This is a genomic window from Actinoplanes sp. NPDC026670, assembly GCF_040638175.1.
Lineage (GTDB): Bacteria > Actinomycetota > Actinomycetes > Mycobacteriales > Micromonosporaceae > Actinoplanes.
The window spans coordinates 48,108-63,277 of the sequence record NZ_JBEZXU010000053.1; the positions used below are offsets into that span (position 1 = coordinate 48,108).

General features: G+C 72.0%; 16 protein-coding genes and 1 pseudogene. 6 read left to right on the plus strand and 11 right to left on the minus strand.

Annotation, left to right across the window (positions count from 1 at the left end):
* Nucleotides 1-19: 19 nt before the first annotated feature.
* On the minus strand, nt 20-874 hold the full coding sequence (locus tag AB0E94_RS37590; RefSeq protein ID WP_360336393.1) for a phosphotransferase: 855 nt from the start codon (nt 872-874) through the stop codon (nt 20-22).
* 236 nt (nt 875-1,110) lie between these two features.
* Between AB0E94_RS37590 and AB0E94_RS37595 the strand changes: the two genes are divergently transcribed.
* Nucleotides 1,111-1,800, plus strand: coding sequence for a Crp/Fnr family transcriptional regulator (locus tag AB0E94_RS37595; RefSeq protein ID WP_093610735.1), 690 nt, complete (start codon nt 1,111-1,113; stop codon nt 1,798-1,800).
* On the opposite strand, the gene AB0E94_RS37600 is transcribed toward AB0E94_RS37595, so the two are convergent.
* Nucleotides 1,797-2,471, minus strand: coding sequence for a lysophospholipid acyltransferase family protein (locus AB0E94_RS37600; protein WP_360336395.1), 675 nt, complete (start codon nt 2,469-2,471; stop codon nt 1,797-1,799). The genes AB0E94_RS37595 and AB0E94_RS37600 overlap by 4 nt on opposite strands.
* 142 nt (nt 2,472-2,613) lie before the next feature.
* Between AB0E94_RS37600 and AB0E94_RS37605 the strand changes: the two genes are divergently transcribed.
* Nucleotides 2,614-3,411, plus strand: coding sequence for a DUF308 domain-containing protein (locus tag AB0E94_RS37605; RefSeq protein ID WP_360336397.1), 798 nt, complete (start codon nt 2,614-2,616; stop codon nt 3,409-3,411).
* A 34-nt stretch (nt 3,412-3,445) separates the two neighbouring features.
* Nucleotides 3,446-4,873 (plus strand): trehalose-6-phosphate synthase, encoded by a 1,428-nt coding sequence (locus AB0E94_RS37610; protein ID WP_360336399.1) that lies wholly within the window; start codon nt 3,446-3,448, stop codon nt 4,871-4,873.
* On the opposite strand, the gene AB0E94_RS37615 is transcribed toward AB0E94_RS37610, so the two are convergent.
* From AB0E94_RS37615 to AB0E94_RS37640, 6 genes and pseudogenes are all read right to left on the minus strand, one after another.
* Complete coding sequence (locus AB0E94_RS37615) at nt 4,870-5,646, minus strand: alpha/beta fold hydrolase (protein WP_360336401.1); 777 nt, start codon at nt 5,644-5,646, stop codon at nt 4,870-4,872. The genes AB0E94_RS37610 and AB0E94_RS37615 overlap by 4 nt on opposite strands.
* Nucleotides 5,643-6,962: an NAD(P)-binding domain-containing protein gene (locus tag AB0E94_RS37620; RefSeq protein ID WP_360336403.1), complete on the minus strand. Its 1,320-nt coding sequence runs from the start codon at nt 6,960-6,962 to the stop codon at nt 5,643-5,645. Before AB0E94_RS37620 ends, AB0E94_RS37615 begins: the two co-directional genes overlap by 4 nt.
* A 25-nt stretch (nt 6,963-6,987) precedes the next feature.
* Nucleotides 6,988-7,665, minus strand: coding sequence for an endonuclease/exonuclease/phosphatase family protein (locus AB0E94_RS37625; RefSeq protein WP_360336405.1), 678 nt, complete (start codon nt 7,663-7,665; stop codon nt 6,988-6,990).
* Nucleotides 7,666-7,676: 11 nt separating this feature from the next.
* Nucleotides 7,677-8,624 carry an ROK family glucokinase gene (locus AB0E94_RS37630; RefSeq protein ID WP_360336407.1) on the minus strand — a complete coding sequence of 316 codons (948 nt, stop codon included), beginning with the start codon at nt 8,622-8,624 and terminating at the stop codon, nt 7,677-7,679.
* A 535-nt stretch (nt 8,625-9,159) separates the two neighbouring features.
* A pseudogene (locus AB0E94_RS37635) lies at nt 9,160-9,456 on the minus strand (hypothetical protein); the annotation flags it as partial.
* A gap of 23 nt (nt 9,457-9,479) precedes the next feature.
* The gene (locus AB0E94_RS37640; RefSeq protein ID WP_360336409.1) at nt 9,480-9,932 is read right to left on the minus strand and encodes an SRPBCC family protein; all 453 of its coding nucleotides are present in this window, start codon (nt 9,930-9,932) and stop codon (nt 9,480-9,482) included.
* A 189-nt stretch (nt 9,933-10,121) separates the two neighbouring features.
* Here AB0E94_RS37640 and AB0E94_RS37645 point away from each other — a divergent pair, with 189 nt between their 5' ends.
* Together AB0E94_RS37645 and AB0E94_RS37650 are read left to right on the plus strand one after the other, a co-directional pair.
* Nucleotides 10,122-11,735 (plus strand): GAF domain-containing sensor histidine kinase, encoded by a 1,614-nt coding sequence (locus AB0E94_RS37645; RefSeq protein ID WP_360336444.1) that lies wholly within the window; start codon nt 10,122-10,124, stop codon nt 11,733-11,735.
* Between the two features lie 7 nt (nt 11,736-11,742).
* On the plus strand, nt 11,743-12,411 hold the full coding sequence (locus AB0E94_RS37650) for a response regulator transcription factor (RefSeq protein WP_014688640.1): 669 nt from the start codon (nt 11,743-11,745) through the stop codon (nt 12,409-12,411).
* 6 nt (nt 12,412-12,417) lie between these two features.
* On the opposite strand, the gene AB0E94_RS37655 is transcribed toward AB0E94_RS37650, so the two are convergent.
* Nucleotides 12,418-12,840, minus strand: coding sequence for a DUF4395 domain-containing protein (locus AB0E94_RS37655; RefSeq protein WP_360336411.1), 423 nt, complete (start codon nt 12,838-12,840; stop codon nt 12,418-12,420).
* An 8-nt stretch (nt 12,841-12,848) separates the two neighbouring features.
* Nucleotides 12,849-13,343, minus strand: coding sequence for a MarR family transcriptional regulator (locus tag AB0E94_RS37660; protein WP_360336413.1), 495 nt, complete (start codon nt 13,341-13,343; stop codon nt 12,849-12,851).
* A gap of 83 nt (nt 13,344-13,426) precedes the next feature.
* Between AB0E94_RS37660 and AB0E94_RS37665 the strand changes: the two genes are divergently transcribed.
* The gene (locus AB0E94_RS37665; RefSeq protein WP_360336415.1) at nt 13,427-14,683 is read left to right on the plus strand and encodes an MFS transporter; all 1,257 of its coding nucleotides are present in this window, start codon (nt 13,427-13,429) and stop codon (nt 14,681-14,683) included.
* Between the two features lie 37 nt (nt 14,684-14,720).
* On the opposite strand, the gene AB0E94_RS37670 is transcribed toward AB0E94_RS37665, so the two are convergent.
* Complete coding sequence (locus tag AB0E94_RS37670; protein ID WP_360336417.1) at nt 14,721-15,158, minus strand: thioredoxin family protein; 438 nt, start codon at nt 15,156-15,158, stop codon at nt 14,721-14,723.
* Nucleotides 15,159-15,170: the final 12 nt, after the last annotated feature.

Below are 15,170 nucleotides of genomic sequence, written 5' to 3' on the forward strand. Positions count from 1 at the left end.
CGCCCATCCTCGCCCATCGTCATCCGGGCATGGACTCCAGGGCCGCCCTGGCCTTGCCGAGGCCGTGCGGGCAGTCCCGGCGGGCGGACAGGTCGGCCTGTAGCGCCCAGCGCAGCCGCAGCAGCACCGGCAGGGCGGCCTCCAGTTCGTCGGCGCCGACCGGCCCGGCCGCGAGGTAGCCGTCCAGGAACTCGCCGGCCTGGTCCACGCCACCCGCGTAGGCGACCGCGGCGGCCACGTCGTGGACCAGCGGCCCGGTGCCGCCGGCCCCGCAGTACAGCAGGCCGGACCGGCCGGTCGCCGGATCGAGCAGGAACATCTCCGGCGCCGGGTCGCCGTGCAGCACCCCGGACGTGAGGTGGTCGGTCACCGTGAGCCGGGTCGCGGCGGTGAGCGCGGCGGTCACCGTCCCGCGGAGCCAGGGCTCCGCATCGAGATGCGATCCGTCCGGGTCGAGAGGCTGCCACGGCCGCAGGCCCGGATGCCGAAAACCCCGCAGGACATGGTGTACGGCGCCCAAGCGCTCACCCCACCACTGCTGGTCGATCGGGTCCCGTCCGTCGAGACGCCGGCCCGGGATGCGGCGCAGGACGGCGAGCGCGCCGTACGGGGTGGCCACGGTCAGCGCGCCGCCGAGGGTGCGGACCGGCTCCCCCGCGTCGATCCGGTGCGCGCGCAGGTACATGGCGACCGCCAGGCCGGCCTCCATCCGGTGCCGGGCGCCGATGTCGACCAGTCGCGCCACGTAGGGCTCGCCGCCCGCGACGAACTCCCATCCACGCGACAGGAGGGTCAGCGGAAGCTCGGCCGCCGCTGACGGATACAGGTGCCACTGGTCACGCAGCGTCGATCGAAGAAAGTCGTCATCCGGCACCGCGGGATTATCTCGACACTTGCCGCCAATACGACGGACAGACAGGGCGACAGTAACTCAGAGAGATTGACGGTTTACAGAACGCAACCGAAGGGACATGATCGTACGAGGCAAGCTTCAATGTCCGTTTTGAAAATGGCGTTCGGAGCACGCTTCGTGCTAAGAGTGATCGTTCGCGTCGTGGGGCCGGCGCCGTCGGCCGTCGGCGTGTCCTCACCGGGGGAGGGGATAGCGCCGTGGACCATCGCATGCCGGATCCCGGCGACGCGCTCACCGGTGTGGACATGTTCGCCGGTCTGGAGCCGGAGGTGCGCCAGCGCGTCATCGCCGCGGCAGTGCCACGCCACTACCGCAAGGGGCAGATCCTCTTCGTCGAGCACGACCCCGGCGACTCGCTGATCATCATGAAGCGGGGCGCCGTCGCCGTCTTCCGGACCGCCCCGACCGGCGAGCGCGCCGTCCTCACCGTGGTCCGACCACCCGACGTGCTCGGCGAGGTGTCCCTGCTGGACGCCTCCACCCGCAGCGCCTCCGCCGAGGCCATCGAGGACTCGCAGGCGCTGTCGCTGTCCCGGGTCGCCTTCATGGAGCTGGTGCACTCCAACCCGCGCATCCTGGACGCGGTGATGCGCTCGGTCGGCGGCCTGATCCGGCGGCTCACCGAGCAGAACGCCGATCACGTCTTCCTCGACCTGCCCGGCCGGGTGGCCAAGACCCTGGTCCGGCTCTCCGGCGAGAGCCAGGCGCCGATGATCACCATCGAGCTCAACCAGAGCCAGCTCGCCGAGATGGCCGGCGGCTCCCGGCAGAGCGTCAACCAGGCGATCGGCTCCTTCGCGAGCCGGGGCTGGCTGCGCACCGAGGGCCGGCGCATCGTCGTCACCGATGTGCAGGCCCTCCGCCGCCGGGCCGGGATGACCGGCTAGGCGGCCGTCTTCAGCGTGGACGCGTAGACGTCGACGTACTCGCGGCCGGAGAGGGCCATCAGCTCGTACATGATCTCGTCGGTGATCGCCCGCTCCACGAACCGGTCGCCGCGCTGGTCGGCGTAGCGGGAGAAGTCGAGCGGCTTGCCGATCCGGATCCGGACCCGCTTCACCGCCGGGATCAGCGTGCCGGTGGGCTGGATCTCGTCGGTGTTCAGCAGGGCCACCGGGACGACCACAGCGCCGCTCTCCAGGGCCAGCCGGGCCACCCCGGTCTTGCCGCGGTAGAGCCGCCCGTCGGGCGAGCGGGTGCCCTCCGGGTAGATGCCCGCGATGTTGCCCTCCTTCAGGACGCGCAGCAGCGTGTCCAGAGCCGCCTGGGCGGCCTCCCCACCCGAACGGTCCACCGGGATCGTCCCCGCGCCGGTGAAGAACATCCGCGAGAACCAGCCCTTGATCCCCTTGCCGGTGAAGTATTCGGCCTTGGCGACGAAGGTCACTTTCCGCCGCATGATCAGCGGGGTGAAGATCGAGTCAGAGAACGAGAGGTGGTTGCAGGCGAGAATGACCGGACCGGATCGGGGCACGTTCTGCAGGCCCTCCACCTTGGGGCGGAAGACGAGCTTCAGGACCGGCCCGAGGACCACCAACTTCAGCAGCCAGTAGAACACTGACGTCCTTTCGACGGATGCCACCGTGCGTTTGGGGCGACAGGAAGCGTACGAAGCGGGAGCGGCGCGCCACAACGCACTCCCGCAACGGGTGCCTGCCGTGTCACCATTCAAGGCACGGTCGGCAAGGGGGTGTGCATCGGTGACAGCGGGTGGCGCCCGTCGCGGGCGGCGCGACAACGGGCTCGACGCCGCCGACTTCGCGGCGGCGGGAGATGTCGATCCACGTATCGGCGAGCATCTGCTCGACGTTCTCGCAGCCGGCGGCATAGCGGCGTACCTTCAGCCGACGGCCGATCTCAATCCGGTCCTGCGGGCGACGACCCTGCCTGCGCGGCCGGTCGACCGGCTGTTCGTGGATCGCGCTCATCTGGAGACCGCCAAGGAGCACCTGCAGAAGGTGACCGGCGGAGCACCGCCCACCCCGCCCGCGCCGCCGGCGCCCACCCCGAAGCCGCAGGCCGAGGTGGACGAGGAGTGGGCCAAGATCATCGCGGGGTTCCACACCACCGTCGACGCCGAGACGACACCGTGGCCGGCCGCCGAGGACGACCCCGGCCCGCCGCCCCCGCCGATCCGCTCGATCACCGAGGAGGGCACGCCGCACAACCGGCGTCGCACCGATCCGAAAGACGAGCCGTCGATCCTCTACGGACTCGACACGTTCGGCGCCGGCCTGCCCGCTGAGGACGACGAGGACGAGCGATATGTCCCGCCCCCTCCCCCACCCCTGCCGCGCATCTCGAAATACGCGGTGGCGGCTCTGCTGGGCATCACGATCGGCTTCGTGCTGTTCCTGTTCCCCCGGCTGCTCCCGGTCGACTCCAACCTGGTCCAGGTTCTCGGATTCGCCGCGATCATCGGCGGGGCGGCCACGCTGGTCTGGCGGCTGCGCTCCGGCGATGACGACGACGAATTCGACGACGGCGCCGTCGTATAGACAGACGTAGGTGTTCGAGCAGTAACCTACGGTGATGCGTCAGAGTTCGCTCGTCGTCATCGCCAACCGACTGCCCCTGGATGACAGCGCCGCCCCGGACGGCGCCTGCGAGTGGCGCCGCAGCCCAGGTGGCCTGGCCAGCGCCCTGCACGCGATCCTCGAGCAGACCCCCGCCACCTGGGTCGGCTGGGCCGGCGGGGTCGGTCCGGCCCCGGCCCTGCCCGACCTCGGCAGCCTGCGGTTACGGCCCGTGGCACTGACCGAGGAGGAGCTGCGCGGCTACTACGAGGGGTTCGCCAACTCGACCCTGTGGCCGCTCTACCACGACGCGGTGCAGCAGCCGGTGTTCGATCGGGGCTGGTGGGAGACGTACCGGACGGTGAACCGGCGGTTCGCCGAGGCCGCCGCCGAGGTGGCCGAGCCCGGCGCCGCCGTCTGGGTGCAGGACTACCACCTCCAGCTGGTTCCGGCGATGCTCCGGGAGCTGCGGCCGGACCTGCTGATCGGGTTCTTCCTGCACGTGCCGTTCCCGCCGCCCGAGCTGTACATGCAGCTCCCCCGCCGGGTCGAGCTGCTGCGCGGGATGCTCGGCGCCGACCTGGTCGGCTTCCAGCGGGAGCAGGCCGCCCACAACGTCGCCCAGCTGGCCAAGAAGCTGCTCCAGGTGGAGGCCACCGACCGCGCCATCACCATCGACGGGCGGACCGTGCGCACCGGGGCGTTCCCGGTCTCCATCGACGTGGCCGAGATGCGGGCGCTGGCCACCCGGCCGGACGTGGTCACCCACTCCCGGCAGCTGCGGCACGACCTGGGGCAGCCGAAACGGGTGCTGCTCAGCGTCGACCGGCTGGACTGGACCAAGGGCATCGAGCACCGGCTCACGGCGTACAGCGAGTTGCTGCGGGACGGTTTCGTGAAGGTGCGGGACACGGTGATGGTCCAGGTGGCGGTGCCCAGCCGGGAACGGGTGGAGAGCTACCGCGGCCTGCGGGACCGGATCGAGGGTGAGGTCGGCCGGATCAACGGCGAGTTCGGCCGGGTCGGCGAGCCGGCCATCCACTACCTGAACCAGCCGTTCGCCCGGGCCCAGCTGGCCGCCCTCTACCAGACCGCCGACGTCATGGTGGTGACCCCGCTGCGGGACGGGATGAACCTGGTCGCCAAGGAGTTCGTGGCGGCCCGGGAGGACGGCACCGGCGCCCTGGTGCTCAGCGAGTTCGCCGGGGCGGCCGCCGAGCTGGAGCAGGCGTTCCTGGTGAACCCGCACGACGTGGACGGGCTCAAGCAGACCCTGCTGCGGGCGATGGAGGCGGACAGCGCCGACCTGACCGCCCGGATGACGGCCATGCGGCGGCACCTGGCCGGCCACGACATCATGGCGTGGGCGCGCGACTACCTGACCGCGCTGGACCACACCGGCCGGCTCGCGGAACGGCTGCCGCCGCTGGCCCGCCGGCGCTAGCCCGCTTGCGGTATCTCCTTGTCCAGCCAGTCCAGGATCGCGTCGATCGGCTCGGCCCATTTCGTCTCGAGCATCAGGTAGTGGCCCATGCCCGGGAAGAGCAGCGGAGCGCCGCCGTAACGGACCGCTGCCCGGTCCAGGGCGGGTCGCGGCACCACCCGGTCGTCCGGGCTGCCCACCACCAGCACGGGCGGCCCGCCGACCGGCTCGGGCAGGCCGTCCCGGGCGAACAGCTCGGCCCGCGGGCGGGCGCCGATCCGCTCCAGGTGCGCGGCCGCCTCCTCGGGCGGCAGGTCCGGCCCGAACAGCTGCCGTCCGGAGAACTTCAGCCGGCCGCCGAACAGGGCCGGCACGGTCCCGGCCGGGTTGCTGCGCAGCGCCGCCCCCAGAGCCGCCCAGCCGTCCAGCACCGGCGCGATCAGGACCGCCGCACGGGCCGGGTAACGGCCCAGCGCCCGGGCCACCACACGGCTGCCGGTGCCGTGGCCGATCAGCACGGTCTGGCGCGGCAGCGAGGCCGCCACCTGGACCACGTCGTGCGCCTGGGCCCGCAGATCGCCGTCCGGACGCGGATTGACCGCGTGGGCCGGGAACCCGCGGCTCGCGGCGTGCCCGATCCAGTGCTCGGCGAACGCCCAGGCGCCGTGGCCGAGGCCCGGCACGAACAGCAGCGGCGGACGGCCCTGGTCCTCGTCGGGCAACTGGGAGACGACCTCCCGCTCGGCCGCCGGGACCGGGTCGGACCAGTCCTCGAATCGCAGCAGCGCGCTCACTTCGCCGATTCCATTCGGGTCAACAGGCTCTCCACGGCCTTCAGGTAGTCGACGTGGTCGACCTCGAACCAGTGCCTCTGCGTCGGCACCACCTTCCGGCGGGACCAGGACGCCAGCGGGCGCTGCGACTCCTCCCGCTGCACCAGCCCGGCCTTCTCCGGGTCGGTGTCGCGCAACCGCAGCCAGCGGGCCACCGCGACGCTCTGCCAGTGCGCCAGCGGGAACAGCCCGGCCGACGGCTGGACCAGCCCGACCACGGCGAGCGTCGGGTGCTTGCGGGCGAACGCGTGCAGGTGCAGGTCGGGGCGGCCGTCCTCGTCGATGTCGAGCAGCTCCGGGGCGAGGAAGTCGAACCGCGGACGGTAGCCGGTCGCGGTGATCACCAGCTCCGGCTCGATCCGCCGGCCGTCGGACAGCTCGACCGACGCGCCGTCGTAGCGGGTCACGTCGGGCACCGCCTCGATCCGCCCGTGGCCCAGGTAGTGCGGCAGCAGGCCGTTGACGATCGGGTGGCTCTCCAGCGGGGCGTGGTCGGGCGCGGGGACGCCCCAGCGGGTCAGGTCGGCGGCCGACCTCCGGAACCGGCGGTCCCGCAGCCACGTGGACATCCGGCGGTGGTAGACCTGGTCGGCCGGGCGGTTGCCGAGGTACTTCGGGAAGTACCAGTAGCCACGCCGGGTCGAGTGCCACACCCGGGTGGCGTGCTGGGCCGCCTCGACCGCGATGTCGCAGCCGGTGTTGCCGCCGCCGATCACCAGCACCCGGCGGCCACGCAGGCGGGACGGCTCCTTGTAGGCGCCGGCGTGGATCACCTGGCCGTTGAAGGCACCGGGGATCTCCGGGGCGACAGGCGCCCAGTTGTGCCCGTTGGCGATCACCACGGCGGCGTACCGCTGCACCCGGGACGTGCCGCCGCCGGTCGACTGGATGGTCACGTCCCAGCGGCCGTCGCCGACCGGGACGATCGACTTGACCTCCATGCCGTACCAGATGTGCTCGCCCAGCCCGAAGTGCTTCGCGTAGCGCTCCAGGTATTCGAGGACCTGACTGTGGTGCGGGTAGTCGGGCCAGGTGTCCGGCATCGGGAAGTCGGGGAACTCGGTGAGCGGCCGGGACGAGATCAGATGGGCGCCGGCATAGACCGGGCTGCGGTCGTGCCGCCAGTTCCAGGCGCCGCCGACCGAGGTCTCACGCTCATAACAGTCGACCGCGAAGCCCAGCTCACGCAGGTTCTTGATGGCGGTCAGGCCGCTGGCGCCGGCGCCGACGACGCAGACGGCGCCGCCACGGTCTCCGAGGTCCGGGGAGTCTTGCACCCGGCGATCCTCGCAGACGGCGAGCCTAGGAGGAAGGGAGCAAAAGGTCCGCGACGATCGGTAAATGATCACTCGCGACGCGTGCCTGCTCGGTCGAGATGATCTCGTAACGTTCGATGGTCACGCCGGGGCTGACGAAGAGCCCGTCGATGCGCCGGCTGGGCGCCACGGACGGGAAGGTGGGCACGTCGGCCGTCGAGCCGAGCAGCCCGTCCTCGACCATCCGCCAGGCGCCGCCGCCGGGGCCCTCGTTGAGATCTGCGGCGACGATCACCGGGCCGTCGAGCTTGTCCAGCTCGGTCTTCCAGTGCTGCGCCTGCGACGGCCGCTCGTTCGCGTCGGTGGCCAGGTGCGACCCGGAGACGGTGAAGGTGGCGCCACGCACCGCGCCCTCGGCGAAGACGGCGCCCCGCAGGTGCCGGCCCGGGGTGAGCGGGTAACGCATGCACCAGGTCCGGCGGATCGCCACCCGCAGGCTGACCAGCAGCAGGTTGCCCAGCGACGGCAGGCCGCCGGCCGCCACCACCAGGCCGGTCTCGGAGGCGAGCAGGGCGCATTTCTGCCGCCACCGGAACCGGCGCGGCGCCTCCTGCACGACGAGGACGTCCGGGGCCAGGTCACGGACCAGGCCGGTCAGCGCGGCCCGGTCGTCCCGCAGCCCGTGGACGTTGTAGCTGACCACCCGCAGCGGGACCCCGGACATCCCCGTCGTCCTCAGCCGCGCCGGGCCAGGTCGGCCGCGCCGACCACACCGGCGGCGTTGCCCATCCGGGCCGCGTGGATCTCGGCGACCGGGAAGCGGTCACGGTTGGCGAGCTGCTCCCGGTACGTGCGTTCGAGCGGCCCCATGAGCAGCGGCCCCGCGTCGATCACGCCGCCGCCGATCACCATGATCTGCGGGTCCAGGCTCTGCGCGAGGTCGGCCAGCGCCACCCCGAGCCAGTAACCGACCTGGGCGAAGGCGTCCATCGCGACCCCGTCGCCGGAGCGGGCCGCCTCGGTGATCTGCCGGCCGGTGATCGCCAGGGCGTCGCCACCGGCCAGTTCGAGCAGCTTGGCAGCCCGCTCCGGCTCCTGTCGCGCGCCGGCCCGGCCGAACCGGACCAGGGCGTTGCCGCTCGCGTACTGCTCCAGGCAGCCGAGCCGGCCGCAGCCGCACGGGTGCCCGTCCGGAACCGACTGGATGTGCCCCAGCTCGGCGGCGATGCCGTTGGCGCCGCGCCACAGGTTGCCGTTGACCACGATCGCGCCGCCGATGCCGGTGCCCACCGTGATCATCACCATCGACTCGGCGTGCTTGCCGACCCCGAACCGGAACTCCGCCCAGGCGGCGACGTTGGCGTCGTTGTCGAGCACCACGGGCAGGCCGGTCGCCTTGCCCACGTAATCGCGCAGCGGCTCGTCCCGCCAGGCCAGGTTCGGCGCGAACAGCACCGTCGAGCCGGTGGCGTCGATCCACGCGGCGGCGCCGATCCCGATCGCGGTCGCCTGCGGGTACTGCTCCACCAGCTCGGCGGCCACCTCGACGATCGTGTCGCGGGTGCCGGCCGGGTCGTCCGCCGGCGTCGGCCGCCGGTTGGACGCGAGCACGTTGCCCAGCTCGTCGACGACACCACCGGCGACCTTGGTGCCGCCGACGTCGATTCCGATGGTCAGCGTCACGCTGCCCGTCCCCTCTGCAAACAGTTCACACCGCAGCGCCGGGACGGGCGTCGTCGCCCTGGCCCGGCTCACGGTCCTCGGGCGCCGAAGCGCCCAGCTCATGATCCACGCTACGGGGCTCGGCCGCGTCGTCTGCGGCCACCTCCACAGCCGTGGCCATGGCCCACACGTCGCCGCCCGTCCGTGATCCTCCGGCAACCGGGGCCGCGGCTCCACGGTCCGGGGTCCCGGCGGCGCGGGCCCTTCTCGCCTGCTCGACGGCGCGTGCCACCGCCTCCTCGGCCGCGGCGGCACGGGCCCGGGCCGCGGCGGCCGCCTCCCGGGCGTCGGCGGCGCTGGCGGCGGCCCACGGGTCGGTCTCCACGCCGGGCGTGGGCGCCTCGCCGGCCACCTCCTCCGCCGGGCCCGCCGCCCGGGTCGCGGCGTCCGCCGTCCGGGTGGCCGCGGACCAGGCGTGGTCCGACGACGACGGCGAGGCAGCGGCGGGCGCGGGACGGCTGCGCGGCGCCGGGGTCCGCGGGCGCTCGGCCGCCATCGACGAGAAGGCGCGCATCAGGCCGGCCACCCCGGTCGCGATGTCCCCGGCGCTGGCGGCCAGCCGCTCGGCGGTCTCCGGGCTGGGGTCGCGGACGGCCGCGATCGCCTTGCAGACCGGGCACACACAGCACTCGGCGCTGCCGGTGGACAGGTCGTCCCGGTTGAGGACGCCGATCAGGCCGGCGACCGACTCGCCCAGGAGACCGAACGCGTCCGCCGGGCCGCCGCCCGCCGAGGTCCGCGCGAGGATCGCCGCGACCAGCCGTTCGGCCTCCTCACGAGCTGATCCGGGCATCTCCGCTCCCCTCGGCCGGCGGCTCAGGCCGCGGGCAGGCTCTCGACACGGCGCTTGAGCTCCTTCAGCGCCGTATCCATGATCATTTTCTCAGCCTTGCGGCGGAACATGCCCAGCATTCCGATCGCGAGATCCACCGCAAGGGTGTACGTCACGGTGGTGCTGCCGTCCGCGTTCTCCACCAGGTCGTAGGACCCCTCCTGGGAACGCTGCGTCTTCGACGGCTCGACCAGGCTCCACTCGATCCGGGACAGATCGTCGGCGTACGCGTACTCCAACGTGTACTCGTCGATCAGCACCGTGGCATCGATCTGGAACCGCACCTGCGCGGCGTAGTCGTCCTCATACCGCTCGAGGACCTCCACCTTCTTGATCGACTCCGCCCACTCGGGGTAGCGCGCGAAGTCGCAGATCACCGCCGCCACCCGGGCCAGGGGCGCATGGACCTGAATCGACTGTGTCGAGGTGTCCGCCATGTACGCGAGGCTACCCGCCGGGCACGACCGATCGCGCGGGCGGGGCGGTCGTCCGTCAGGGGTGCAACACCCTCCCGGGCAGCACGCGGCGAGCCGATGCCGGTCTCTCCCGATACCATCCGTCACGTGCCAGCACTCGCCAGTGGTTCCGTGCGCATCCGACCGGCCGAAGCCGCGGCCCGCGCCGTCATGCTCGTGCTGGTCGCCGCCCTGACCTACGCGTTCACCGGCAGCGCCGCCCAGCTCGGCTGGATCGCCCTGCTGGCGGTCGCGGCCGCGCCCTCCTTCCTGGCCCGCGGCCACGCCGTGCTGGCCCCGCTCGGGCGGTTCGGCGAGGTCGTGGTGACCTGCCTGGCGGCCGGTTCGGTCGCCGACGCGGCGGATGCGGCCGGCCGGGTCACCAACGGTTTCGGCGCCGAGGCGGTCCTGCCCTACCTCGCCGTGCCGCTGCTCACCGCGGCCCTGCGGCGCCGGCAGACCGAGGGCATGGCGCTGCTCGGGGCGTCCGCGGTCACCATGGCGGTCAGCGGCTTCGCCTTCGGCACGCTGGCCGGGGGCTACTACGCCGTCTGTGTCCAGTGGCTGGTGCAGGGCGCGATCATCACGTTCGCCACCGAGACCATGCGGCAGCTGCTCCAGCCGCCGGACCCGACGCCGCAGCCCTACGCCGAGGCCACCCGCCTGCTGACCCAGCTGCGCAGCGTGGCCCGCTCGCTGCCGGGCGCCACCCTCGATCCGGGCGGCATCTCCGAGCATCTGCTGGAGGAGCTGCGCGTGGTCGCGCCGGGCCACCGGGCGGCGGTGCTGTCGGCCAGCGGCGGCGGGCGGCTGGTGGTGCTGGCGCAGACCGGGGCGGAGCGGGTCGACTGGGAGACCACGCTCGACGCCGACTCGGGCATCGCCGACGCCTGGGCCACCCAGCAGCCACAGACCGCGAGCCGGTCGCAGGCGCGCAGCCACCAGGGGGGCGACGTGTCCTCGCTGGTGGTGCCACTGGTCGCCGGGGTGCGCACGATCGGGCTGGTCATCCTGGAGACGGACGCCTCCGGGGCGTACCCGTCCGCGGTGGTCCAGGCGGTGACCGAGGTGACCGGCCCGGCCTCGCTGCGGCTGGAGGCCGCCCTGCTCTTCGACGACGTGCGCTCGCTGGCCACCAACGAGGAGCGCCAGCGCCTGGCCCGGGAGATCCACGACGGCGTCGCCCAGGAGCTGGTCATGGTCGGCTACGGGATCGACAACGCGCAGGCGACGCTGCCGGAGGGCGCCGAGGAGACCGCCGAGGAGCTGCGCACGCTGCGGGCCGAGGTGACCCGGGTGATCACCGAGCTGCGGCTGAGCCTGTTCGAGCTGCGCTCCGAGGTCGATCGCAACGGTGGCCTGGCCGCGGCCATCGCGGAGTATGCGCGGACCCTCGGCACCAGCGCCGGGCTCCGGGTGCACTTCACCTTCGACGAGTCGACGGCCCGGCTGCCCGCCGCGACCGAGGCCGAGCTGCTCCGGATCGCCCAGGAGGCGATCACCAACGCACGCAAGCACGCGGGCGCCTCGAACCTGTGGGTGACCTGCACAGTCGACCCGCCCTACGCGGAGATCGAAGTATCAGACGACGGCAAGGGGTTCGCAGACACGCGACCTGACGGCCGATACGGTCTTACCATCATGGCGGAACGCGCCGAACGCATCCGAGGCCGACTCAAGATCACGCCGCGACACCCCAGCGGGACAACCGTCGCTGTAGTGCTCGGAACACCGCCTCGGCGCGATAGCGTGCGGGATAGCGTTTCAGCTCCAGAAGGGGAGTAACCCGAGCATGTCGACCAGTCCTGCGCCGACGACGCGCACCAAGGTCCTCCTTGTCGACGATCACGATCTGATCCGTAAGGGGCTGCGACACGCATTCGAGCGCGACCGTCAGTTCGAGGTCGTCGGCGAGGCCGCCACGGCGGCGGAGGCGGTGCGCCAGGCCGGCGCCCTGCAACCGGATGTCGTGATCATGGACCTGCGCCTGCCCGACGGCAGTGGCCTGGAGGCGACCCGCGCCCTGCGGAAGAACAACGCCAACATGGGCATCGTGGTCCTCACCATGTATGCCGGCGATGACCAGCTCTTCGGCGCTCTCGAGGCCGGGGCCAGCGCGTTCGTGCCGAAAACCGCCCCGGCGGACGAGGTCGTGGCGGCTGCCCGGCACGCGGCGTCGGCGCCGAGCGCGTTCACCGCGGCCGACCTGGCCGAGGCCATGAAGCGGCGGCTCGCCCCGTCCGGCCCGCAGCTCTCACCGCGTGAGGGTCAGGTGCTGCGCCTGCTGGCCGACGGCATGAGTGTCGCCGGCATCGCGAAGCAGCTGTTCGTGTCGGAGTCGACAGCGAAGACCCACATTTCGAAGCTCTACGAGAAGCTGGGGGCGGCCAACCGGGCCCAGGCGCTCATGACGGCGCTGAGGTTGGGCCTGCTGGAAGCGCCGGACGCTCCCAAATTCTAGACATATCTAGACAGATTCGGCGTTTCTGTATTTCAGACGCCGAATCAAGATATACGCCTCGCAGCCCAGGCAGAGCCCGAAAGCTGCGTTGAGAAACGCGGCGAGCAGCCCGAAAGCTGCCGCCGTGATGCCGACCGCAGTCACCCCGGTGAGGTGACCCGCGGCGGAGACGGCCAGGAAGGTGAAGCCCACGAGCTGGGCGAACCGCACGGGGGCGGCCGGCTCACGCTCGGCGGGCGGACCGAGGCGTGGCAGCACCACGGCCCGGAAGATCAGCGGATAGGGCCCGCGCCGCGGGTCCCAGGCGGTGATCGCGAAGACGACTGCCTGTGCGAGAGCGAGCCAGCCCGAGCCGGTGATCAGCACGAGCGCGATGACGACTGTGGTGAGAACGGCGGCGAAGCGCTGGCCGCGGGGGTCGAGTTCCATGAAGCCTATTATTCCTCCAAGGAAAGTAGGACTTTCCGCAGCAGCCCGTTGAGCTGCGTCAACTCCTCGAAATCCAGTGCGGCGAGCGCCCGCTGGTCGACCGCCATGCCCTTGAAGATGTATTTGCTCCACATTTCCCGGCCCTTCTGGGTGGGCCGGACGATCACCCGCCGCCGGTCGGCGCCGTCGATCTGCCGCGTGATCAGGCCCGCCTCGTCCAGCCGGTCGAGCCGGCTGGTCACCGCCGCACGGGTCACGTTCAGCGCCTCGGCCAGCTGCGCCGGGGTCGCCTCGGTCGGCCACGGCTGCACCATCAGGACATGCAGGGTCTTGTAGTCCTGCACGGTGAAGCCGTCGTTGAAGATCGCCAGGTCGGCGCGGTCGATCCACCGCTGGATGAACTTCATCCGGACCAGGGCGCCCTCGACCTCGGGGGCGAAGGCGGGCTCGTTCTTCCAGAAGCTCGCCCACCGGGCGACGTGCTGGTCGACGCTGTCTTCCATGGGACCGTCCTCCATGGGAACAGTCTGCCACCCTTCTGACTATTCGATTGCTAATAGTTAGACGCTGAACTAATGTCGCCGCCGTGACTCGTGACTTCCGCCTGCTCGCCATCGGCCAGGGCCTCTCCTGGCTCGGCAATGCCTTCCAGACCGTCGCCCTCGCCGTCGCCGTGATCGCCACCGGCGGCGGCGCGCGCGACTTCGGCCTGGTCATGGCGACGAACATCCTCACGCTGCTGGCCGGCACACTCTTCGGCGGCATCTGGGCCGACCGGCTCCAACCCCAGCGGGTCATGGTCGCCTCCGACCTGATCCGCTTCGCCGCCACCGCCGGCATCGCCGCCATGTTCGCCACCGGCGGCTACCACCTGGCCCTGCTCTGCGCGCTCACCGTCGTGTCGGCCGGCGCCGGCAGCTTCTTCAGCCCGGCCATGAGCTCGCTCAAACCCCTGCTCGTCCCGGCTGAGGACCGGCAGAAGGCGAACGCGACGCTCAGCTTCCTCCAGTCGGCGTGCGGCGTGGCCGGGCCGGCCACCGCGGGCATCACCGTCGCCACCTTCGGCGCGCCGGCCGGATTCACCATCAACGCGGTCAGCTTCCTCGCCTCCCTGGTCGCCGCCGCGATGATCCGGGTACGGGCGCCGCGCGGCCCGCGTACCCCCATGCTCGGTGAACTGACCGCCGGACTCCGGGAGATCCGCAGCCGCGACTGGCTGCTGGCCAACCTGCTCGGCGCCACCACCTACCACGTCGCCAACGGCGTGATCCTGGTTCTCGTCCAGGTCGTCGCGATGGAACGGCTCGGCGGGGCGCACGCGGTCGGCTGGATCGCCGCCGCCGAAGGGCTGGGCGGGGTGATCGGCTCGGCGATCGGCATGCGGTTCCGGCCGCGGCGGCTGCTGCTGGCCGGCCTGCTGGCGCTGCCGCTGATGTCGGTGTGGGCGTTCTGCTACGTGTGGCCCGGCACGCTGGCCGCCATCATGATCGGCGCCGTGATCGGGTACGCCGGCCTGCTCTTCTACGACGTCGCCTGGGACACGTCACTCCAGGAGAACGTGCCGCACCGATTCCTCGGGCGGGTCGCCTCCTGGGACTACCTGGCCTCGTTCCTGGCCATGCCGGTGGGCAACACGATGGCCAGCCCGCTCGCCGACCGGTTCGGCATCGACCGGGTGCTGACGGCATGCGCGTGTGTGCTGCTCACGGCCGCGGTCGCGATGCTCGCCGTCCCGGGCTCGCGGCGCCTGACCCGCACCGGAAGGCCGGCCGAGGAGCCGGACTTCCCGGCTGCCGACCCGGTCCCGGCGGCAGCCCTGACCACCGACCCCCACCGAAACTAGCCACCGCCCCGCGGCCCCGCGATCTTGTGGACTTCCGTCACACCTGGGCGGGCAGGATGGCGGCCAGCGCGGCTATCAGGTGCGGCTTCGTCGGCACCCCGGTCGCGCGGCGGACCTCACGGCCCTCGGCGTCGAGGATCAGCAACGTAGGCGTACGCCAGATGCCCAGCTCCCGGACCTCGTCGAGGTGGCTCTCGGCATCCACCTCGACGTGCCGGACCCCGGGCACCATCGCGGCCACCTCGGAACTGACCCGGCGTACCGCACGGCACGGCGCACAGAACGCGGTGGAGAACTGGAGCAGCGTGGCCGACCCCGGCTCCACCCCGAGCCGTTCCAGCAGATCCTTCATACGCCGATCTTCGCTCGCCTCCGGCGCGACGGCCAGCCGCCCGTCGGTCCGGCGGCGCCACAACCCCGCCGCAACGCCCGCGACCAGCACGATCACGACCACACCTATGCCTATCAAATCCATAGGAACACTGTG